The following is a 22,761-nucleotide window of genomic DNA, read 5'->3' as shown; positions in this document are numbered from 1 at the left end:
TTAGTACCAATATATTTTTTATATTTAAAAACATTTTTTGAAAAATATTTTTTAATTTAATATAAATTTGCATCTAGATATTAATAATTACATTTTTATATGTTTAAATTGCTTAAATTTTAAAAAGTATTTAATAAAAAAAATTTAAATTGCATGCTTAATGTAGGTTTTTTAAAAAATTTTTAGTTTTTTATTTATAAAAAACATAACATTAACTTTCAATATATAAAAATAAATATTTTTAATATTATATATATTAAATTATTAGTTAATAACTACTAATTTATAATTTTAAAAAAAAATATACTGAAATAAATCCCTCCTCCTGACTATTGTATATTCTTTTTATAGATATTTTTTTTTAATTGATATATTACTTTTTTGGATATTGATCCCGAATATGAAGTTTCATTCATCCAAGATGTAATTAATCGATAAGAAATTAGCAACACAACAGGGCCTATAAATAATCCTATCATTCCAAACGCTAATAACCCTCCTATTACTCCTGATAAAATTAATATTATAGGTAAATCTGCTCCTGTTCTTATAATCATTGGACGTAATATATTATCTAAAATAAAAAGAAAAAAACTCCAAATTAACAGAATCGTTCCTAACGTAACATCATTTTTCCAAAACAACCAAATTATAGCTGGAATTAATACAGGTAATGGACCTAACTGAATTAAACACAATGAAAACATTAATAACATCAATAAAGCAGAATAAGGAATACCTGAAATTACTAATCCCATTCCAGCTAACATTCCTTGAATAAATGCTGTTACAACAACACCTAAAGCAACAGATCTAACAGCCTGACCTGCTAATAAAACTACTGCATCTCCTGATTGATCTGCTAATCTAAAAGCAAAATATCGTAGAACATGGGCAATTTTTTCTCCTTTCCAATAAAGAAAAGTACTGAATATTGCTGTAAAAACAAGATGTATAAAGCAATGACCAATATTTTCAACTTGAGTTACAAAAAAATAAGTTGTTTTCCCTATATAAGGTTGTACTTGGCTAATTAATAATCCTCCTCCTCCATTTAATAATTTTTGATAAGAAAAAAATAATTTTTTTCCTATAATTGGTATATCCTGCAACCAAATTAAATTAGGAAAGCTAAAATTTCCAGATATAAAACAATTAATAAAAGGAATACTAGTATCAATTAAACTATTAATTACACATATTACAGGAACAAACAATAGAATTAGTAATCCAGTAGTCATAACACCTACTGCTAAAAAACGTTTTCCTCCTAACAAATTTTGAATTTTTAACATAAGAGGCCAAGTTGCTATCACCACCATACTAGCCCATAAAAAACTCAATAAAAAAGGACGAAGTACCCAAAAACTAATAAACATCATTAAAGCTATAAACATAAAAGAAAAAACAGACTGCGGTAAATCCATACCTTCTTCTGTATTTCGCATATAAAAAATCATACCTCAATTGTGTTCAAATTATTTTTTATATAAAAAAACTGTACTTTACACTTTATAAAAATTAAATTATTATAAAACTAATTAATTTCATTTAATATTTTTCTATTTTATTAATAAAAAATATTAAAAAAAATAATTATTTATATAATAATACATAAAATGTAGACATCAAATAATCTATAAGAATATTTTTTTAAACTCATAATTTATATTTATTTTTAACTATTAATTATATCATAATATTACTTTGAAATTAATTTACAATACTTTCTTTAAATTTAAAAAAAATAAAAAAGGAAAATTTTTTATGATTGATAAAAATATTAAATTTGAATTAGATTCTTATCATCAATGTAAAAATATTAAAATTACCAACGCGGCAGAAAAACAAATTAAATTTCTTATAAAAAAAAATCCTTTAGGAAAAGGGATTAGAATTAATCTAAAAAAAACAGGTTGTGCAGGATTTAAATATATTTTAGAAATAGCAAAAAATAAAAAAGAAAAAGAAATATTTTTTTTAAAAAATGGTTTTAACATATTTATTCCTATAAAAATTATTCCTTTTTTAATTAATACTAAAATAGATTTTGTAAAAGAAGGAATGAATCAAGTGTTTAAATTTAAGAATTCTAAAATAAAAAAATTTTGCGGTTGTGGGGAAAGCTTCACCTTATCCGAATAAATATATTTATATATAAATGAAATTTGTCTTTTTACTTAAAAAAAACATTTTTACCAACATATTAAACAATAACTTTTTTTTCCTCTTCTTAAAAGAGTATATTTTCCAAATATTTTGTCTTGACAATTAAATTTATATTTTATATTTTTTTCTTTTTTATGATTTACATAAATAGCATTAGCTAAAATCATATTTCTCGCTTGTCCTCTAGAAGAGGATAAACCTGATTTTACTAAAGCTTCTTGTAAATCGTCAGAATTTAATAAATTTACTGTAGGAATACCATCTTGCTTTAATTGAAAAAAATCAATTTTTTTCATATTTTCTATACTATTAAAAAAAATAGATTGAGTAATTCTTTTTGCAGATTCACACTTTTCTTTTCCATGTACTAATGTAGTAACATTTTCTGCTAATTTCTGCTTTGCTAAGAATACATGTTTTTCAAAATTTTTTTTACCTTCAAAGTTATCAATTTCTGAATTTTTTAAAAAAGTAAATTTCCGTAAATAATCATATATATTATTATCAGATACATTAATCCAAAATTGATAAAATTTATAAGCACTAGTTTTTTTTGAATCCAACCAAATTGTTCCTCTTTCTGTTTTCCCAAATTTTAACCCATTAGATTGCATTAACAAAGGAATAGTTAATCCAAAAACTTTTTTTTTAGTAACTTTTCTAATTAAATTAATTCCAGAAGAAATATTTCCCCATTGATCCGATCCTCCTATTTGAAGAATAACTCCTTTTTGTTGATATAATTTTAAAAAATCATAGGCTTGTAATAAACTATAAGAAAATTCAGAAAATGCTATTCCTTGATCAATCCTTTTGATTCTTTTTTTTACAGATTCTTTATTAATCATTGAATTTATTGAAAAATACTTTCCTATATTGGATAAAAAATCTAATAAATTCATTTTTTTAAACCAATTTAAATTACTTAATATTGTTAAATTAGAAGAATTTTTATTTCTTTTAAAAAAATTAAAAATTTGATGCTTAATTTTTTTACTAAAAGCTTCCATATGAAAAATAGAATTCAATTTTCTAGATTTTTCCTTAAAACTTGGATCTCCTATTAAACTTGTTGCTTCCCCTACTAAAAAAACTAATTTATGTCCATTTTTTTGAAACCTTTTCATACAAATTAAAGGCAATAAATGTCCCAAATGCAAACTATCTGCTGTAGGATCAAATCCACAATATACTTTTATTTTCTTTTCTAGAAGTATTGTTAAAAATTCTGTTTCTTTAGTTAAGTTATGAATTAAACCTCTGTTTTTTAATTCAGAAACTATATTCAAATTCACTATTTTTCTCCTAATATTGTAAAAAAATATAAAAATATTTTTTGATGTTTTTTACAGTATTAAAAAATTCAATATCAAATTATGTTAAATATTAACAAAATATTTAATCTTTTAATTAAGATAACGATTCTTTTTAAAAAACTCGCAAAGTTTTGATATAATACATATACTACATTTTGGATTTTTTTTTAAACAAATATATCTTCCATGCAATACGAACCAAGAATGAGCATAGTATTTAAATTTTAATGGGATTAACTTAATTAGTTTTTTTTCTACTATAAAAACATTATTTCCTGAAGCAAAATTTATACGATTTACTACTCTAAAAACATGAGTATCTACAGCAATAGTATTCTTTTTAAAAGCTACATTTAAAATAATATTAGCTGTTTTTCTGCCTACACCTGGTAGCATCATCAATTTTTTTCGAGTATTCGGAACTAAACCATTATATTTATTTATTAATATTTTAGAAGTTTCGATTAAATATTGACTTTTTATATTAAACAAACCAATATTTTTTATATAATATTTAACTTTTTCTATTCCTATATCTAAAATTTGATAAGGGGTATTGGCAACAGAATATAATTTTCGAGTTGCTTTATTCACTTGCTTATCTGTTGTCTGTGCTGATAAAATTACAGAAATTAATAATTCAAATGTAGAAGAAAATATAAGTTCTATTTTTGGATTTGGATTATCTTTTTCAAATTCTAGTAATATTTTATATCTTTTTTTTTTATTCATAATCTATATGTCACTTACATATCTAAACACATAGAAATTATTTGTAATTTACAATACAATCTATACGTTTAATACTTTTATTTTTTACTGTTCTTTTCATAGCTATTAATAAACTTAAAATAAATAAAGCACCAGGAGGTAAAGTTGCTAATATAAATAATGAAGATGAATTTATAAATTTATAATAAAGAAAATTAAAAAAGGAACCTAATAAATTATCCACATTAGAAAATATAGTACCTTGACCTAATATTTCTCTAAAAATTCCTAAAATTACCATAGAAATGGTAGCTCCAATTCCTATTATGAAACTATTAATTAATGAAATATATATCTTTTCTTTTTTTCTTATTTCTTCAGCAGAGTTTAAAACTATACAATTAGTGATAATTAATGGAATAAAAATTCCTAGTGATTCATGTAAACTAAAAGAATAAGCATTTATTAAAAAATCTAAACAAGTAACAATTGAAGAAATAATAATCATATAAATAGGAATACGAAGATCATTTGGAATCCAATTTCTTACACTAGAAATTATACTATTTGTTAATAACAACACTATCATTGTAGATAAACCTAATCCTAATGCGTTAGATGCATTAGTTGTAATAGCTAATGTAGGACATAATCCTAATAATTTATCTAGAATAATATTTCTTTTCCAAATTTGATAAAAAAATTTATTTTTCATTAATTTATTTTTTTTCATTGTTACAAGTTTGAAGAAATTGAGTATCTTTTTGTTTTGATATAAATATAACTGAATTTTTAATTTGATTAATTACTGCTCTAGGCGTTATACTAGCTCCGGTAAACTGGTCTATTATACCTCCATCTTTTTTTAAAGCAAATTTTCCTCTATCAATTAAATCAAAAATATTTTTATTAGAAAAAAAAGTAATCCAATTAGATATTTTTAAGTCAATTTTATCACCTAATCCAGGTGTTTCGCGATGTTCTAAAACTCTAACTCCAAAAATTTTTCCTGAAAAATTGCTTCCTACTATCATTTTTATCGATCCAGAATATCCATTTAATGCTACTGATTCTACTATCATTCCATATAATTTATTTTTTCTTTTAATTAACCAAATACGATGACGTTTTTTATCTCCAAGTAATTTGTTAGAAGTTATATGGCAATTATATTTAATACTTTTATCATATTTATAATTATTGAAAATTGTTTTCAAAATTTTTTTTTCTTTTTCTTGAATGTTTTTATAAATAATAGGTTTTGTATGCTCGTATACAAACGCTGTAATTCCAGAGAAAAAAATAGCAAAAAAACCAATTTTAGCTAAATTTAAAAATATTTTTATTAACATTTTTGATTATTTTTTATTTCCATAAATAACAGGTTGAGTATAATACTCCAATAAAGGTACTAGCATATTAGCAAGTAATATAGAAAAAGCCATCGCATCTGGATATCCACCAAATGTTCGAATAATCCATTCTAAAAGACCAATTATTATTCCAAAAATAATTTTTCCTGCGTTAGTACAACATGTAGTTACAGGATCTGTTGCTATAAAAAATGCACCTAACATAGTCGATCCAGAAAATAAATGTATATAAGGAGATATTGATCTATCTCCAAGAAACATCCAACCTAATTCAGATACTAAAATAAATGTTACTAAAAATGAAAAAGAAATTCTCCAACTAATAACTTTTTTATAAATTAAAAATAAACCTCCTAAAAAAAAAGCAATATTAATGTTTCGAGAAATTAAAAAATTAAAAAAACAATATTTATTTTTTTCCCTTAAAAAATTTATAAAAAAACTTTGATTTTCAACTTTGTAACTTCGAAGATAATCTAAAGGAGTAGGTTGAGTTATAAAATCAATTTGATTTATAGAATTTTCAAAAGATTTCCAATAATTAATAGAATTATTTGATAATATACTTTTAAAAGTATCTGAAAAATGCATATATTGAGCAATATATTTATAAGGTATAACTACATAACTCATAAAATCTGGGAAAGAAATTAATAATACTGCATATCCTACCATTGCAGGATTAAATATATTTTTTCCAAATCCTCCAAATACTTCTTTAGCAAAAATAATAGAAAAAAAAATACCAATTACATTAATCCACCAAGATGAAAAGGAAGGTATGCTTACACCTATTAAAATAGCTGTAACAATAAAAGAAAAATCTTCAAATATATCTTTTATATTTTTTCCTTTTAATTTTAAAATAATTATTTCTAATATTGTAACCGCAATTATAGATAATATTATTTGAATTAATGTACTATAATTATCATAAAAAGATTTTATTAAAATTCCAGGAAACATTGCTAGAATTACATAAATCATAATTTGATTTATACTATTTTTTTTATAAATGTAAGAAAAAATAATCATATAAGTTACTTTATTATTAAATATAAATATTATTTGTAAATTACAGATAGAAAATAAAATATGAATTAATCAAACATTTCTTTTAAATCAGTTATAAACTATAATAAAAGTTATATTTTTTTTCTTGATTTTACACGTAAAAACGCATCTTGAATATATTTTCTTTTATCTTTTTTTGTTTTAAATAAACTATTTTCTTTAGTAAGTTTAAATTTAATTTTTGTTTTATGCTTTTTATTTATAGAAAAAAAATTAATATTTCTTTTATCAATCAACTTTCTAGTATTATGTTCTTTGAAACGAGTTTTCAATTGTTTAGTAAACAACTCTTCTCTATCTTTTTTTTGCACTATTTTTTTTTCTTTCTTATAGTATTTAACTAATGAAATATTACTGGGACAAACCAATTCACAACTTTTACATTCAATACAAGAATTAATATTATACTCTTTTGTTTTAATATGATTTTCTTCTTTAATATACCAATATAGCTTTTGCGGTAATAAATTTATAGGACATACTTCGGAACATTTTGAACAAAAAATACATTCCTTCTCTATTATTTTAGAACTATTTTTAATTCTAAAAAATATAGCTACACAATTTGTTTCTGCAGAAATATAGGATTCTATATTTTTATTAATTTCCATTCCCATTATAGATCCATTAATCAAAATATTTTTTATTCTTTTATTAGTAACACAAAAAGTATCTATAATATATTTTATTGGTGTACCTATTCTTATCCATACATTCCCTTTTTTTATCAAAGAAGAAATTCCTGTTACTGTAACTACTCGTTGTGTAAATACTTCTCCATTTATTATTGATCTTTTAATAGCGTATATTGTTCCAACATTATGTACTATTATTCCAATATTAAATGATCTAAAATTTTTCGGAATTTCAATTCCAAATATTTTTTTAATTAATAATTTTGAACTTCCTAAAGGATATATCGATGGTAAAATATATAAGCTAAAGTTAGAAACTTCTAAAATTACTTGCTCTAAAATTTTAATACATTGCAAATTATTTTCAGATATTGCAAAAATTACTTTTTTTATATGTAAAATATGAGAAATAATTTTACATCCTAAAATAATTTCATTAATCTTTTCAAGAATTAAGATACTATCTGAAGATATAAAGGGATCACTTTCCATACCATTAACTATCAACGTTTTAACATTATGTTTAATTGATAAACGTAATTTTAAAAAAGACGGAAATTTTCCTCCTCCTAAACCTACAATTCCTGCTATATAAATACGATTTATTAAAATTGAAGAAGAATAATTATAATAATCTGTTAAAAATTTTAATTTTTTCCAAGAATCTCTTTTATCTGGATAAATAATTATACTTTTTATTTTTGTAAAAGAAGATTCTTTAATATTATCTAAATAATACTCAATTTTTATATAACCCGATGTAGGAGAATTAATAGGAACTGTTAAATGATCTCCTTTAATTAATAATTCTCCTCTTAATACAAAATCTCCTGATTCAATACATATTCGTTCTTTATGTAAAAATATATCAGGTAAATTTATTTTTAAGTAAGTAGGAAGAGAACTTTTTTTTAAAGGAGAATTAATAGATAAATATTTTTTTGAAAAAAGATTAACTCCTAAAACTAAAAAATTCTTTTTTAAAAAAAATAACTTTAAAAATTTTTTTTTTAAAATTTGAATAATATTCATAATTATAATTTCTTTCTTTTTATACAATCCATGGGACATATGGATACACATAAATCACAACCTGTACAAAATTTTTGTAACACAGTATGTAAAAAACCAAACGAACCAACAATAGCATCTATAGGACATATATTTAAACATTTAGCACAACCTATACAATTTAATTCATCAATGATTACTGTATGATCTATTAATTTAGAATTAAATCGATTATATTTAATAGAATTACGATTAATTTCAATTTTTAAAATTTTGGCTATTTTTAAATAAGTTTCATGACCTCCAGGAGTACATTTATTAATATCTTCTTTATTTTTTAAAATAGCCTCAGCATACAGATAACAGCCTGGATAACCACATTGTCCACATTGTGTTTGAGGCAATAAATCATCTATTTTTTCTATAAACTTATCTTTTTTTACTGCTAAAAAAAAAGAGAAAAAACTTAAAATCATACCTAATAATAAGGTTAAAATAGTAAAAGTAAATATTGCTAATAATATGTTGAATATCAAAATTTTATTAATCCGTTAAATCCCATAAATGCTATGGAAATTATAGCAGCAGTTACAAGAGAAACCGGAACTCCTTTAAATGCATATGAAGTATTAATTCTAGAAATCCGATTACGAAGACTAGAAAATATGGTTATAACCACAAAAAACCCTATAGAAGAACTTATTCCTTGAACAAAATTTTCTAAAAATGAACTATTTAACTTTAAACTAACCAAAGGAACTGCTAAAACAGCGCAATTAGTTGTTATTAAAGGTAAAAATATTCCTAACGAATTATACATTTTAAAACTTATCGAACGAATAATTATTTCTAATAATTGAACGCTAACAGCAATCAATAATATGTAAAACATGGTATTTAAATACATTAAATTACATGGTTTTAAAATAAAAAAATTAGTTATCCATGATAATACTGAAGTTAATGTAATAACAAAAATTGTTGCGTATCCTATTCCAATAGAATTCTCTATCTTTTGAGAAACTCCCATAAACGGACACATTCCTAAAAATTTTGATAAAATCAAATTATCAATTAAAATATTGCTAATAAAGATCCAAAAATATTCTTTCACAAATTCTACCTAAAAAACAACATATAATAATTATATATAATAAATAAAATTATTTAAAATTCTTAATTTTTTTATAAATTTTTTTTTAATTTAGTTAATGTATTCACTGTAGAAACAATAGTTTGTGTAAAGTAATCTATTTCTAAATTTAAATAATCATTTTTTCTTTTATTTTTAATAGTAGTTACTCTTAACGTTTCAGGAATTAAATATACACAAAAACTATTCTTTTTTATTTTTGCTATGGTTAAGCTAATTCCATCTATACAAATAAAACCTTTATGTAAAATAAATTGCATTATACTAGTATTTAGTACTGTCAACCAAATCAAATAACTATCATTTTGATTTATAACTTTTTTAACTTTAGCCATAGTAATAACATGTCCAGAAACTATATGTCCTCCTATTTCATCACCGAATTTAGCAGCTCTTTCAAAATTTACATATTCTCCTATTTTCAAAATTTTTAAATTTGTATTATTTAGTGTTTCCTTAATTATATCAAAACTAATATAATTATTATTAATTTTAGAAACTGTAAGACAACATCCATTATGTGAAATTGAATTTCCTAATTTTAAATTTTTTATCTGATATTTTTTAAATTTAAAAATATATGTACGATATTGATCTTTTTTTTCAATTTTTACTAATTTAGTAAAACCGTGTACAATTCCAGAAAACATAATTTTTTCCTTAAAATTCTTATTAAAAAAATAAATATAATTTTATTTAAGAATTTTTATTTTATTTAAAATTTAATTGATGTTATTATAAAAATAAAAAAATTGCGTTTATAGCTCAGTCTGGTTAGAGCATCTTTATGACATGAAGAAGGTCAGTGGTTCAAATCCACTTAAACGCATAGTAATTTAAAATTAATAACTCAAAAACAATAATTAGTTAATTTTTAATTTATATAACATGCAAATTCTAAATGAAGAAATTAAAAAAAACAAAAAATTTTTAGTAGCATATAGTGGTGGCTTAGATTCTACTGTTCTATTACATAAATTATTAGAATTAAAAAAAAGATATTCATCTATAAAATTACGTGCTATCCATATAAATCATAATTTACATCCTTCCTCAAATTTTTGGGTTGAATTTTGCCAAAAAGAATGTGATAAATTTGGTGTAAAATTAATTATTAAAAAAATATTTTTATCAAAAACAACAGGGATAGAAGAAAAAGCTAGACTATTAAGATATAAAAAGATAATTAAAAACTCTTATCCTAATGAAATAATTCTTACGGCTCATCACTTAGACGATCAAATCGAAACCTTTTTTTTATGTTTAAAACGAGCTAGTGGCTCAAAGGGTCTTTCGGGAATATCTGAAATAATTCATCTTTCTAAAAATAAAATAATTCGACCTTTTTTAAAAATAAAAAAATGTCAACTAAAAAAAATAGCTATTGAAAATCAATTAATATGGATTAAAGATCCTAGTAATAAAAATATTCAATTTGAACGAAATTTTTTAAGAAAAGAAATTATTCCTAAATTTAAAAAAAGATGGCCTTTTTTTTTAAAAAATTGCTATAAAAGTATGCTTATTTTTAAAGAACAAGAATCAATAATAAATCAACTAATAACCGAAAAAATTAAAAATTTATCTTTAATCAATAACGGGTTGAATATTACCCAATTAAAAAAAATAAATAAACCTATTCAAAAACTTATATTAAGAAATTGGATTAAAAAAAATAGTTTAATTTGTCCGAATAACAATTTCATTAAACAAATATTTATTCAACTAGTATCAAATAAAAATAAAAAAAACATAAAAATATGTTTTAAAAACTTTGAAATACAAAAATATAATGATGCTTTATATTGGACTAAAACTTTTCCTTCTATCAAAAAAGAAATTTTACTTTGGAAAAATTTTAAAAATTCAATAAATTTGCCTTATAATTTAGGAAAATTAATAATTAATAAACTAGGAATGAAAATTCCTTATCCTAAAGAAAAAGAAAATATACAAATTCGTTTTCATGTAAAAAAAAATGAAAAAATTTTTTTTTCTGAACAAAAAAAAGCAATAACTATAAAAAAAATATGGCAAATGTATAGCATTCCTCCATGGTTAAGAAACAAAATTCCTATTTTATACTACGATAATCAATTAATTAGTGCTTTAGGTGTATTTGTAATACATACAAAAAAAATAAATTCAAATTTGTATATTTCTTGGACTAATTCAATCAAAGAAAAAAAAGATAAATTTCCTTTTTAAGAATGTAAATCAAATCAATAATATTATTTTTTTTTACAGAAAAAAAAATCAGTATTTGACATTTCTAAACGTTTATATAAAGGCGTAAATAAAGAAATTTTATGATCAAGTAAAGGAATAGAAATTTCTTTCCATAACAATTTTGTATTCAAAAATTTTTCAACTTTTAAAAATAAATCAGGCATAATAGGAGCTAGCCAAATTATAATAATTCTAAATAAATTAATTCCCATAGAACATATTGATTGTAACTTCAAACTTTTAGAATTGTTTTTAGCAATTTTCCAAGGTGATTGTTCTGTAATATATTTATTTGCTAAATCGGAAAAAAACATAATTTTTTTAATAACTAAAAAATATTCTCTTTTTTTATAAAAACTTTCGATTACATTCGATTCTTTATAGAATAAAGAAAATAATTTTGGTTCATCAATACTGGAGGATAACGAATTATTAAAATTATAATTAATAAATTTAGCATTTCTAGATGCTAAGTTAATAACTTTATTAACTATTTCTGAATTAAATCTTTGAACTAAATCTTTTAAATCAAATTCAATATCTTCTATAGTAGAAGATAACTTACTAGCATAGTAATATCTTAAACTATCAGAATTAAAATATTTAAGCCAATCTGATGATTTTATAAAAGAATTTTTAGATTTTGAAAATTTTTTTCCATTATTAGTTAAATATCCATGAACAAAAATTTTTGTGGGTTTTCTAAAAGAACTAGCTTCTAATATAGCTGGCCAAAATAAACTATGAAAATAAATAATATCTTTTCCTATAAAATGAAATACTTGAGAAGTAGAATCTTTTTTCCAAAATTCATCAAAATTAATATTATTATTTTTATTACATAAATTTTTAAAAGTACTTATATAACCAATAGGTGCATCCAACCAAACATAGAAATATTTATTTAAAAAATTTGGTATTTTAAATCCAAAATATGGAGCATCTCTTGAAATATTCCAATTCTTTAAACCATTCTTAAACCATTCTTTAGTTTTATTCATTACTGATTTTTGTAATACTCCAGACGCTATCCAAATTTTTAACATTTTAGTAAATTTTTTTAATTTAAAAAATAAATGAGTAGACTTTTTGATAACTGGAGTTGTATTAGAAATAACTGATTTTGGATCAATAACATCCATTGTTGAATAAGTAGATCCACACTTTTCACAATTATCTCCGTATTGATTATTTTCTAAACAAACAGGGCAAATTCCTTTGATATATCGATCGGGTAAAAATATATTTTTTTTTGAATCGTACAATTGATTAATAACTTTTATTTCAAATAATTTTTTTTTATCTAGTTTAGAAAAAATTTTTTTTAAAAAAAATTTATTTTCTTTACTATGAGTTAAATAATAATTGTCATACGAAATATTAAAATTTAATAAATCTAATTTATGTTGTTTATAACTATCTAAAATTAATTTTTCCGGACTTATATTAAATGTTTCTGCTTTTAACATGGTTGCTGTACCATGACTATCATCAGCTGAAATAAACCACACTTCTCTTTCACGCATTCTATGATATCTTACCCAAATATCTGCTTGTATATGTTCTAACATATGGCCTAAATGTATAGGCCCATTAGCATATGGAAAAGCACAAGTAACTAACATTTTTTTTTCTTTATTAATCATTTTTCACCATGAAATATTTTTTAAAAATTAAATATTTTAAATATTTAATATATTTTATATAATAGTTATCATTTTTATATAAAAGATATCAAATGTATGCAACCTCTTAATATACTTACCATTGCTGGAACAGATCCCTCAGGGGGAGCAGGGATTCAAGCAGACATAAAAACTATTTCTGCTTTAAAAGCTTATAGTGCTAGCATTATTACAGCTATTGTTGCTCAAAATACTTGTTCTGTTCAATCAATTCTACCTCTTGATAGCAAATTAGTTTTAACACAATTAAACTCTGTTTTAAACGATGTAGAAATACATAGTTGTAAAATTGGAATGGTTGGAAATTCAAAAACTATTAAATGTATTTCTAAAAGATTAGAAGAAACTAAATTATCTTGTATCGTACTAGATACTGTTATGTATACAAAAAATGGATTTCCATTATTATCTAAAAACTCAATTAAAACTTTAATTAATTATTTAATACCTATTTCTTCAATAATTACTCCTAATTTATTGGAAGCATCTATTTTATTAAATTGTAGAATAGCTCAATGTGAAGAAGATATGCAAATTCAAGGTAGAAAATTATTAAAATTAGGAAGTAAAGCTGTTTTATTAAAAGGTGGCCATTTAAATAATATTAATTGTCCTGATTGGTTATTTACTAATAAAATAGAAAAAAGATTTTTTAGTAAAAAAATTGATACTCTTAATACCCATGGTACAGGATGTTGTTTGTCATCAGCATTAGCTACTATAAAACCAAATTATAAAAATTGGATTGATGCCATTAAAAAAGCTAAAAATTGGCTACAAGGAGCTATTTTAAACTCTAAAAAATTGTCTGTTGGAAAGGGAAGAGGCCCTATTCACCATTTTTATGAATGGTGGTAAATATATATCTCCTTAATTAAATAATAAATAATCTAAAAAATTATTTATTGTTTAATCTTGATCAATACGACTTAATATTATGTTATTTTGACGATAATACTTTGCTCTATTCTTAGAACTATACGGATATAATACTGATTGAGACAATATTTCAAAACTCAAAGCAGCTATGAACATTCCTGGTCTCAAAGCTAATTTTATATTTCCTGAATTAAAACATTCTAAAACTATATTTCCCTTCCAACCTGGATCTACACGATGAGAAGTTGCATGAATCATTAATCCTAATCGAGCTAATGATGATCTACCATCTAACCAGCCTACCAAATTGTCGGGAATACTAAAATTTTCTAGAGTAGTAGCAAGAATAAATTCCTTTGGAGATATAATGAAGACATCTTCATTTTTAACAAGAATTTCATGACTTATATTTTTTTTTATTTCTAAAGCGATATCTTTTTTTTTAGCACTTAAATCAATGAAAGAACCTTTTTTATTATTAAATTTTCTAAATCTATTTCCTAAACGAATGTCAACAGTTACCCCAGTAATTGAAGATTCATCAGGAGAAGGATTTATAATTAATTTCTTTTCTTTTAACCAATTTTTTATTTCTTGATCACATAAACGCATAATTCTATTCCTATATTTTTTTATAATCTATTATTTTTTATAAAGTTTCATAAATTTTTTTATATGCAAAGTAATCTTTTTTTTAAAAAAATTTAGTTCTTTAAAATTACCAGAGATTTATATCTCTGGAACCTTAAAGAAAAAATATATATTTTTATATATCAAAAATTTTATATTTAAAAATTTCAAAGAAACTAAAAAAAAAAATTAAATTAACCAATTAGTATGAAAATTTCCTTTTTTATCTATACGCTTATATGTATGTGCTCCAAAAAAATCTCTTTGCGCTTGAATTAAATTAGCAGGTAGAAATTTTGAGCGATAAGTATCATAATATGATATAGCTGAGGAAAATGCAGGAATTGGAACCCCATTTTTAACTGAAAATGAAACGATATCTCTTAAATCAACATGATATTTGTTAGCAATATTTTTAAAATATGAAGTTAAAAGTAAATTAATAACAACTTTTTTTTCTGAATAAACATCGGTTATTTTTTGTAAGAAGTCGGCTCTAATAATACATCCTGCTCTAAAAATTTTAGCTATCTCTGAATAATTTAAATTCCAATCATACTTCTCAGATGCTTTTTTTAATTGTGAAAATCCTTGAGCGTACGAAATAATTTTACCTAAATATAATGCTCTTCGTATTTTTTCGATAAAAATTTTTCTTTCATTTCTTAAACAAAATTTTTTTTCTGGTCCTTTTAATATTTTTGACGCTAAAACACGTTGATCTTTTAAAGAAGATAAATAACGAGAAAAAACGGAAGTAGTAATTAAAGATAAAGGTTCTTCAAGATTTAAAGCATCTTTAGCTACCCATTTACCAGTGCCCTTATTTTCAGCATTATCGCAGATCATATCTATCAAATCGATATTTTTTTGATCTTTTTTTAAAAAAATATATTTGGTGATATCTATTAAATAACTATTAAGTTCCCCTTTATTCCAATCAGAAAAAACATCAGAAATTTCTTTATTATTTAATTTTAATACAGATTTTAATAAAAAGTATGCTTCTGAAATTAACTGCATATCTCCATATTCGATTCCATTATGAATCATTTTTACATAATGTCCAGAACCATTTGGACCTATATAAGTTACACAAGATTCATTATTAAACTTTGCAGAAATTTTTTTTAGTATAGGAGAGACTAAATTATATGCTTCTTTTGAACCACCTGGCATAATTGAAGGACCTTTTAATGCTCCTTCCTCTCCACCAGATATTCCAGCACCAATAAAATTAATTCCTATTTTAGATAATTCATCATCTCTTCGAATTGTATCAAGATAAAAAGTATTGCCTCCATCTATTAAAACATCTCCTTTTTTTAAAAAAGGCACTACACTAGCAATGGTTTCATCAGTAGCTATTCCTGCCTGAACCATTAAAAAAATACATTTAGGATAATCTAAGGAATTAATAAATTCAGAAAGATTAAAAAATGGAAATAACATTTTTTCTTTATTTTCTAATATTACTTTTTTAGTTTTTTCCTTGCTTCTATTAAATATAGATACTGAATACCCTTTGCTTTCAAGATTCAAAGCTAAATTTTTTCCCATTACTGACATGCCTATTACACCAATTTGTTTTTTTAACATAATTATCCTTTTAAAATAAAATCAACTATTATTTAAAATAAAAACTATTAAATTTTACTTATTAATAAATATTTACAGAAATAAAAATCAATTATTAAATTTTTTTATAAAAAAATATTATTTTTTTTTGATCTATATATCAAATTTTTAATAATAACATCTAAATTTAAATCACTTTTTTTTAATAAAACTAAAAGATGATATATTAAGTCCGAAGATTCATTAATTAATTCTTTTTTATTCTTTGAAATTGCAGCAATAACAACCTCAATAGCTTCTTCACCAACTTTTTGAGCAATTCTACAAATACCTTTTTTATATAATTTATTTGTATATGAATCATCTAAATTATATTTTTTTTTATTTTCTAATATTTTCTCTAAGGTATATAAAAAAGAAAAAATAGTATTTTTATTATCAAAACAACTTTCTTTTTCTAAATGACATGTATTTTTAAAAGCCGATACTAATATTAAAATTGCATCAGCATCACAATCTAAAAATATTTTTTTTACTTTTAAATAATTTTCTGAAGTTTCTCCTTTAGTCCATAATCTTTTTTTAGTACGAGAATAAAATGTAACTAATTTTGTTTTTTGAGTTTTTAATAATGCTTCTTTATTCATATATCCATGCATTAATATAGTTCCAGAAGATTGATTCTGAATTATTGCTGGAACAAGGTTATTAACTTTTTTCCAATTTATTTTAAGGTATAAATCTTCATGTTCTAACATCTTCTAATTTCTATTCCTCTATCAAATAAAAATTTCTTAAGATCCCTAATGTTAATAAAATTTTTATGAAATACAGAAGCCGCTAATGCCCCGTCTACATTAGACTCACTAAATACTTTATAAAAATCTTCCATTTTCCCAGCACCTCCTGAAGCGATTAGGGGAATTTTACATATTTCTCTAACTTTGATCAATTGTTGTAAATCATATCCTTTCATCATACCATCTTGATTCATTACATTTAATACAATTTCTCCAGCACCTCTACTTTGTACTTCTTGTATCCATTTGATAGTTTCTAAATTAGTAATCTTTGATCTATTAGGATCTCCTGTATATTTTTTTACGCGATATACTTTATCAATATGATCAAACCATGAATCAATTCCTACTACTACACATTGAACTCCACAATATTCTGCTATTTTATTAATTAAATTAGGATTCATTATTGCTGGAGAATTAATAGATATTTTATCCGCTCCTAAAGAAAGAATTTCTAATGCCGTATTTAAGCTAGTTATACCTCCAGCAACACAGAATGGAATATCAATGATTTTTGCAATTTTAGACACCCAACTTCTATCAACTGTTCTATCTTTTGTAGAAGCTTCAATATCATAAAAAACTAATTCATCTGCTCCTTCTTTAATGTATTTTTTTATTAGAGGTAATATACTGCCTATTAGTTTATGATTCAAAAATTGAATTCCTTTAACAACTAAACCATCTTTTACATCTAAACATGGAATTATTCTTTTTGACAACATTTTTTAGCCTCTAATAATGTAAATTTATTTTCTAATAATGCTTTTCCTACTATAATTTTTTTAATTCCATTTTTTCTAAGAATAGAAATATCTTTTAATGAACTTACTCCTCCAGAAGCCTGAAATTTAATATGTTGAAATTTTTTTGAAATTTCTTTATATAAAAAAAAGTTTGGACCAGATAAAGTTCCATCTTTAGATATATCAGTACACAATACATGTTTTAAACCAAAGGGGGAAAACTCAGAAATAACGTATTCTAAACTTATTCCTGTTCTTTTTTTCCAACCAGAAATAACAACTTCTTTAAAAAAATTATTGTGAATATGTACATCAATAGCTAAAGTTATAACTTCTGAACCATATGTTTTAAACCATTTTTTTGCTTTATTCATATTATTTAATGCTGATGATCCAATTACCACTCGTTTTGCTCCAAAATCTAATAACATTTCTATGTCTTCGGATTTTTTTATGCCTCCTCCGATTTGAAAAAAATTTGGATTTTTTTTTAATATATTTTTTAAAAAAGCTGTTTGTTTGCTAAGATGATTTCTTGCTCCATCAAGATCTACTAAATGAACCATTTTTACTTGATGAGTTCGATACTTTTCAATATAAAATTGAACATCTTTATTATACTCTTTAATTTGATCATATTTTCCTTGATACAAACGTACTACTTTTCCTTTAATTATATCGATAGATGGGATAATCATATTATATCTCTAAAAAATTTTTTATTAGTTTAGACCCGGCAGAACCTGATTTTTCAGGATGAAATTGAACCCCAAAAAAATTATTTTTTTGTATAGCAGCAGAAAAATTAATTCCATAATTTGATCGACAAACGGTATATTTATTGATTGGCAAAGCGTAACTATGTAAAAAATAAAATCTTTCTTTTTCATTAATATTCTTAAATAAAATATTTTTATTATCCCAATTTACTGTATTCCAGCCATTATGAGGTAAAAAAATATTTTCAGCTTTTATACGAATTACTTTTACATTAAATACATCTAACATCTTTACACCTAAACACTCCTCACTAACATGACATAATAATTGCATTCCTAAGCAAATTCCTAATACTAGTCCTTTATAATTTTTAATAAATGAATATAAATTATTTAATTTAATTTTTTTCATTGCAGCCATAGGTGTTCCTACTCCCGGTATAAATAATTTATCGGATGTCGATAATTTATCTATATTTGAACTTATGATTGCGTTAAATCCCAATTTTTTAATTGAATATTTCAAAGATGCTAAATTAGCACATCCTGTATTAAGGATCATAACTTTCATTATAAAAGACCCTTTGAGCTAGGTATAAAATTTCCGTTAATTTGAAATGCTTGTTTTAAAGCAAATCCAAATGATTTAAATAAACTCTCTGCTATATGATGATCATTTTTTCCTTTTGCTTTTAAATGCAATGTTATATTCATCGAATAAGTTAAAGAATAAAAAAAATGCTCAATCATTTGAGTACTTAAAGAACCTATATATTGATAAGTGAATTTTGCCTTAAAATTAAGATACGGTCTACCTGAAATATCTACTATACAAGAAGATAAGCTTTCATCCATAGGGACATAAGAACCAAACCTATTTAAACCTATTTTATCTTTTAACGCTTTTTTTAAAACTGTACCTAATACTATTCCTGTATCTTCTACAGTATGATGATCATCTACTTTTATATCTCCACAAACTTTTATTTTCGCTGAAATTCCTGAATGTACAAATATTTGTTCTAACATATGATCAAAAAATTTAATTCCTGTATGAATATCATTTTCTTTTTTTTCATCTATCCAAACTTCTATTTCTATATTAGTTTCTTTTGTATTTCTTTTTATTTTAAACGTTCTATTTTTTTCTTTAATTAAAATATTATGAGTAATTTGATTCCAATCAAATTTTTCTTTATAATGTAAACCTGTAACTCCTATATTCCTTGCAAACTCCATATCGCTTTTTCGATCCCCAATAACGTAACTTTCTTTCAGTGATATTTTATTATTTAATAAAAATGAATCAACTAATTTAGTTTTAGGTTTTCTGCATTCACAATTATCTATTTCTTTATGAGGGCAAATCAGTATTTTTTGAAAAAAAATACCTTGTGAAAGAAAAATATCAATTATAAAATTATGAGTTTTATCAAAGTCTTTTAAAGGAAATGAGGAACTACCTAATCCATCTTGATTTGTAATCATTACCAATTTATATTTTTTTTTCTGTAATAAAATTAAAGAAGGAATAACATTTTTTTCTAATTTAATTTTATCTAATCTATCAATTTGAAAATTATCTATTGGTTCAGATACTAATGTTCCATCTCTATCAATAAATAGAATTTTTTTATACATATGTTTTCTCAATAATAATAAGCCTAATGAAATTATAATTTTAATAAATTTAAAGAATCAATCAATTTTCTGCACTCATTTTTTGTTCCAATAGAAATTCTTAAATATCCTTTCAAATTAGTTTTTTCACTTTGATTACGAACTACAATTCCTTCATTCCAAAGAAATGTAAATACTTTATCTGAAAGATAAAATTTTACTAAAATATAATTAGCTTCACTATGACATATTTTTTCAACTAAAATATTATTTTTTAAAGATTGTATTAACCAGTCTTTATTTTGGTTTAATAAAACTATATTATTTTTAATAGTATTAATATTTTTTTTATTTAACGCTTCTTCTGCTATTTCTGAAGTAGGAGTAGATATAGGATAGGGTGGTATTATCGTAGATAATATTTTAATTATGTTTTCATTACTTAAAAGAAATCCACATCGTAGACCTGCTAAAGAAAACGCTTTTGAAAATGTTCTTAATATAACTAAATTAGAATAATCGTATAACCAAGAAGTAATAGTTTTATTATAACAAAATTCAATATATGCTTCGTCGACTACTACAATTGCCTTTCTATCAGCAATTTCTAATACTTTTTTTAAAATTTTATCATCAAAACAATTTCCAGTAGGATTATTTGGTCTACATAGATAAATTATTTTTACATTTTTAATATTTAATTTAATATTTAATATGTCAAGATTCCAATTTTTTAGTAATGGAACTTGTTTAACATTAATTCCCATTATTCTAGCAGAAACCGAGTACATATCGTAGGTCGGCGGGAAAATCATAATTGAATCTTTATTCGGTATACAAAATGTTCTATTTAGTAAATCTATTCCTTCATCCGATCCTCTAGTTACTAATATATTTTTAACATTAACCTTTGAATAATTTGCATACTTTAATATAACATTTTTAGGTTGACATTCAGGATATCTATTTAAATTATTTTTTTTTGTTAAATAGTTAATAGAAAAAGGTGATTCGTTAGCATTTAACCATATATCTCCCTTACCCCCTATTCTTCTAGCAGATTGATAAGGAAGAAATTTACGTAGATGAGGTTGAACTAATTTTTTAATATTAAATATCATAATTTTCCTTTAATAAATTAAAACTATCTATCCTAATTTGTACAGCATTAGAATGCTCATTCATTTTTTCCTGCTTAGCTAATGTTTGAATAGTACTCGATAAATTTTTTAATCCTTGTTTACTTAATTCCTGTACTGTAATCTGTTTTTGAAAGTCCGAAACTGATAACCCAGAACGAGTATTTACAGAACCTGAAGTAGGTAAAACATGATTTGTTCCTGACGCGTAATCTCCAGCAGAAACGGGAGACCATTTCCCTAGAAAAATTGAACCTGCGTTGTTAATATTACTCAATTCTTTTTTAGGTGAATTTGTTTGAATAATTAAATGTTCAGGACCATATCTATTTACTATGCTAATACACTCTTCCATACTTTCTGAATAAATTATTCTACTATTCATAATTGATTTTCTAATTACATGTACATCAGAAAAAAACTCTAATTTTTTTAGTAAAATAGATAAAGTTAATGTGGCTATTTTTTTACATGAAGTAACTAATAAAACTTGAGAAGAAGGACCATGTTCTGCTTGAGAAAATAAATCAGCCACGATGAATTCAGGATTAGCTGTATAATCAGCAAGTATTAATAATTCTGATGGTCCAGCTATCATATCAATATCAACATTATAAAAAGATTTACTTACCTGTAATTTTGCTTCTGTAACATATACATTTCCTGGACCGAATATTTTATCAACTTTAGGAATTGTTTCAGTCCCAAATGTTAATCCTGCTATAGCTTGAGCACCACCAACTTGAAATACTTTATGTACTCCGCACAATTTAGCTACGTATAATAATTCACGAGAAATTGGAGGAGGAGAGCAAATAACAATATTTTTACATTTAGCAATTTTAGCTGGTATTGCTAACATTAAAGCAGTAGAAAATAAAGATGTAGAACCACCTGGAACATATAATCCAACCGATTGAATTGGTAATACTAATCTAGAACATTTAATTCCAGGTTGTGTTTCTACTTCTTTTTTTAATTTATTTTTCAATTTATGAAATAATTCTATATTTTTAAAAGCAATTAAAATAGAATTTTTGACATTATTTTTTATATTTATTGAATCAATAGAAACGTTTTCTTGATTTAAAAGAAAATTTTCTATTTCAAGTTTGTCAAATATTCTAGTATATTTTTTAATTGCTTTATCTCCAAACTGTTTTACATCATTAATAATACTAGAAACTGTTTGACTAACTAAATTCGAATTTTTTAAATGAGGTCTAGTTAGAACTTTTTGTTTCTCTTCTAAATTTAATTTATCCCAAATAATAATATTTCTTTGTATCAT

General features: G+C 23.0%; 23 protein-coding genes and 1 tRNA gene. 4 read left to right on the top strand and 20 right to left on the bottom strand.

All coding sequences use genetic code 11. The features are described from left to right. Positions 1-329 precede the first annotated feature (329 nt). On the bottom strand, positions 330-1,448 hold the full coding sequence (ydiK, locus tag AB4W62_RS00560) for an AI-2E family transporter YdiK (protein ID WP_367680012.1): 1,119 nt from the start codon (positions 1,446-1,448) through the stop codon (positions 330-332). Between the two features lie 319 nt (positions 1,449-1,767). Here ydiK and AB4W62_RS00555 point away from each other — a divergent pair, with 319 nt between their 5' ends. Then, positions 1,768-2,145, top strand: a complete 378-nt coding sequence (locus tag AB4W62_RS00555; RefSeq protein WP_367680011.1) for a HesB/IscA family protein — start codon at positions 1,768-1,770, stop codon at positions 2,143-2,145. A 50-nt stretch (positions 2,146-2,195) separates the two neighbouring features. Here the strand turns inward: AB4W62_RS00555 and tyrS are convergent, their stop codons facing one another. The 9 genes from tyrS to AB4W62_RS00510 form a co-directional block, all read right to left on the bottom strand. Further along, positions 2,196-3,467 carry a tyrosine--tRNA ligase gene (gene tyrS, locus AB4W62_RS00550; protein WP_367680131.1) on the bottom strand — a complete coding sequence of 424 codons (1,272 nt, stop codon included), beginning with the start codon at positions 3,465-3,467 and terminating at the stop codon, positions 2,196-2,198. A gap of 108 nt (positions 3,468-3,575) precedes the next feature. Beyond that, positions 3,576-4,217 (bottom strand): endonuclease III, encoded by a 642-nt coding sequence (gene nth, locus AB4W62_RS00545; protein WP_367680010.1) that lies wholly within the window; start codon positions 4,215-4,217, stop codon positions 3,576-3,578. Positions 4,218-4,254: 37 nt separating this feature from the next. Next, on the bottom strand, positions 4,255-4,911 hold the full coding sequence (rsxE, locus tag AB4W62_RS00540; RefSeq protein WP_367680009.1) for an electron transport complex subunit RsxE: 657 nt from the start codon (positions 4,909-4,911) through the stop codon (positions 4,255-4,257). Positions 4,912-4,915: 4 nt separating this feature from the next. Further along, on the bottom strand, positions 4,916-5,548 hold the full coding sequence (rsxG, locus tag AB4W62_RS00535) for an electron transport complex subunit RsxG (protein WP_367680008.1): 633 nt from the start codon (positions 5,546-5,548) through the stop codon (positions 4,916-4,918). Positions 5,549-5,554: 6 nt separating this feature from the next. Next, complete coding sequence (locus tag AB4W62_RS00530) at positions 5,555-6,604, bottom strand: RnfABCDGE type electron transport complex subunit D (RefSeq protein ID WP_367680007.1); 1,050 nt, start codon at positions 6,602-6,604, stop codon at positions 5,555-5,557. A gap of 110 nt (positions 6,605-6,714) precedes the next feature. Beyond that, the gene (gene rsxC / locus AB4W62_RS00525) at positions 6,715-8,361 is read right to left on the bottom strand and encodes an electron transport complex subunit RsxC (protein ID WP_367680006.1); all 1,647 of its coding nucleotides are present in this window, start codon (positions 8,359-8,361) and stop codon (positions 6,715-6,717) included. Beyond that, on the bottom strand, positions 8,313-8,825 hold the full coding sequence (locus AB4W62_RS00520; RefSeq protein WP_367680005.1) for an RnfABCDGE type electron transport complex subunit B: 513 nt from the start codon (positions 8,823-8,825) through the stop codon (positions 8,313-8,315). Before AB4W62_RS00520 ends, rsxC begins: the two co-directional genes overlap by 49 nt. Beyond that, positions 8,822-9,403, bottom strand: a complete 582-nt coding sequence (locus AB4W62_RS00515; protein WP_367680004.1) for an electron transport complex protein RnfA — start codon at positions 9,401-9,403, stop codon at positions 8,822-8,824. The genes AB4W62_RS00520 and AB4W62_RS00515 overlap by 4 nt, the downstream gene beginning before the upstream one ends. 71 nt (positions 9,404-9,474) lie before the next feature. After that, on the bottom strand, positions 9,475-10,092 hold the full coding sequence (locus AB4W62_RS00510) for a riboflavin synthase subunit alpha (RefSeq protein ID WP_367680003.1): 618 nt from the start codon (positions 10,090-10,092) through the stop codon (positions 9,475-9,477). Positions 10,093-10,196: 104 nt separating this feature from the next. On the opposite strand from AB4W62_RS00510, the gene AB4W62_RS00505 reads away from it, so the two are divergent. Together AB4W62_RS00505 and tilS are read left to right on the top strand one after the other, a co-directional pair. Continuing rightward, a tRNA-Ser gene (locus AB4W62_RS00505) sits at positions 10,197-10,271 on the top strand. A 59-nt stretch (positions 10,272-10,330) separates the two neighbouring features. After that, a complete protein-coding gene (gene tilS / locus AB4W62_RS00500; RefSeq protein ID WP_367680002.1) occupies positions 10,331-11,650 on the top strand; it encodes a tRNA lysidine(34) synthetase TilS in 1,320 nt (439 codons plus the stop codon). Between the two features lie 23 nt (positions 11,651-11,673). Here the strand turns inward: tilS and metG are convergent, their stop codons facing one another. Further along, entirely contained in the window at positions 11,674-13,317 is a 1,644-nt protein-coding gene (gene metG / locus AB4W62_RS00495; protein WP_367680001.1) for a methionine--tRNA ligase, read from the bottom strand. Between the two features lie 96 nt (positions 13,318-13,413). On the opposite strand from metG, the gene thiD reads away from it, so the two are divergent. After that, a complete protein-coding gene (thiD, locus tag AB4W62_RS00490; protein WP_367680000.1) occupies positions 13,414-14,214 on the top strand; it encodes a bifunctional hydroxymethylpyrimidine kinase/phosphomethylpyrimidine kinase in 801 nt (266 codons plus the stop codon). 51 nt (positions 14,215-14,265) lie between these two features. On the opposite strand, the gene dcd is transcribed toward thiD, so the two are convergent. From dcd to hisD, 9 genes are all read right to left on the bottom strand, one after another. Then, positions 14,266-14,847: a dCTP deaminase gene (gene dcd / locus AB4W62_RS00485; protein ID WP_367679999.1), complete on the bottom strand. Its 582-nt coding sequence runs from the start codon at positions 14,845-14,847 to the stop codon at positions 14,266-14,268. Positions 14,848-15,054: 207 nt separating this feature from the next. Then, positions 15,055-16,464 carry an NADP-dependent phosphogluconate dehydrogenase gene (gene gndA / locus AB4W62_RS00480; RefSeq protein ID WP_367679998.1) on the bottom strand — a complete coding sequence of 470 codons (1,410 nt, stop codon included), beginning with the start codon at positions 16,462-16,464 and terminating at the stop codon, positions 15,055-15,057. 104 nt (positions 16,465-16,568) lie between these two features. Then, entirely contained in the window at positions 16,569-17,201 is a 633-nt protein-coding gene (gene hisIE / locus AB4W62_RS00475) for a bifunctional phosphoribosyl-AMP cyclohydrolase/phosphoribosyl-ATP diphosphatase HisIE (RefSeq protein ID WP_367679997.1), read from the bottom strand. Continuing rightward, on the bottom strand, positions 17,195-17,971 hold the full coding sequence (gene hisF, locus AB4W62_RS00470; RefSeq protein WP_367679996.1) for an imidazole glycerol phosphate synthase subunit HisF: 777 nt from the start codon (positions 17,969-17,971) through the stop codon (positions 17,195-17,197). The genes hisIE and hisF overlap by 7 nt, the downstream gene beginning before the upstream one ends. Further along, entirely contained in the window at positions 17,953-18,690 is a 738-nt protein-coding gene (gene hisA, locus AB4W62_RS00465; RefSeq protein ID WP_367679995.1) for a 1-(5-phosphoribosyl)-5-[(5-phosphoribosylamino)methylideneamino]imidazole-4-carboxamide isomerase, read from the bottom strand. The genes hisF and hisA overlap by 19 nt, the downstream gene beginning before the upstream one ends. Before the next feature lies 1 nt (position 18,691). Next, the gene (hisH, locus tag AB4W62_RS00460; protein ID WP_367679994.1) at positions 18,692-19,282 is read right to left on the bottom strand and encodes an imidazole glycerol phosphate synthase subunit HisH; all 591 of its coding nucleotides are present in this window, start codon (positions 19,280-19,282) and stop codon (positions 18,692-18,694) included. After that, entirely contained in the window at positions 19,282-20,352 is a 1,071-nt protein-coding gene (gene hisB / locus AB4W62_RS00455; protein WP_367679993.1) for a bifunctional histidinol-phosphatase/imidazoleglycerol-phosphate dehydratase HisB, read from the bottom strand. Before hisB ends, hisH begins: the two co-directional genes overlap by 1 nt. Before the next feature lie 32 nt (positions 20,353-20,384). Then, positions 20,385-21,452: a histidinol-phosphate transaminase gene (gene hisC, locus AB4W62_RS00450; protein WP_367679992.1), complete on the bottom strand. Its 1,068-nt coding sequence runs from the start codon at positions 21,450-21,452 to the stop codon at positions 20,385-20,387. After that, complete coding sequence (gene hisD, locus AB4W62_RS00445; protein WP_367679991.1) at positions 21,442-22,761, bottom strand: histidinol dehydrogenase; 1,320 nt, start codon at positions 22,759-22,761, stop codon at positions 21,442-21,444. Before hisD ends, hisC begins: the two co-directional genes overlap by 11 nt.

Origin of the sequence: Buchnera aphidicola (Mindarus abietinus) (assembly GCF_964059085.1) — a bacterium.
In the GTDB taxonomy this organism is placed as follows: Bacteria; Pseudomonadota; Gammaproteobacteria; order Enterobacterales; family Enterobacteriaceae; genus Buchnera_A; species Buchnera_A aphidicola_C.
Note: the sequence above shows the minus strand (reverse complement) of the source record. Positions and strands in the feature narration are given on the sequence as shown.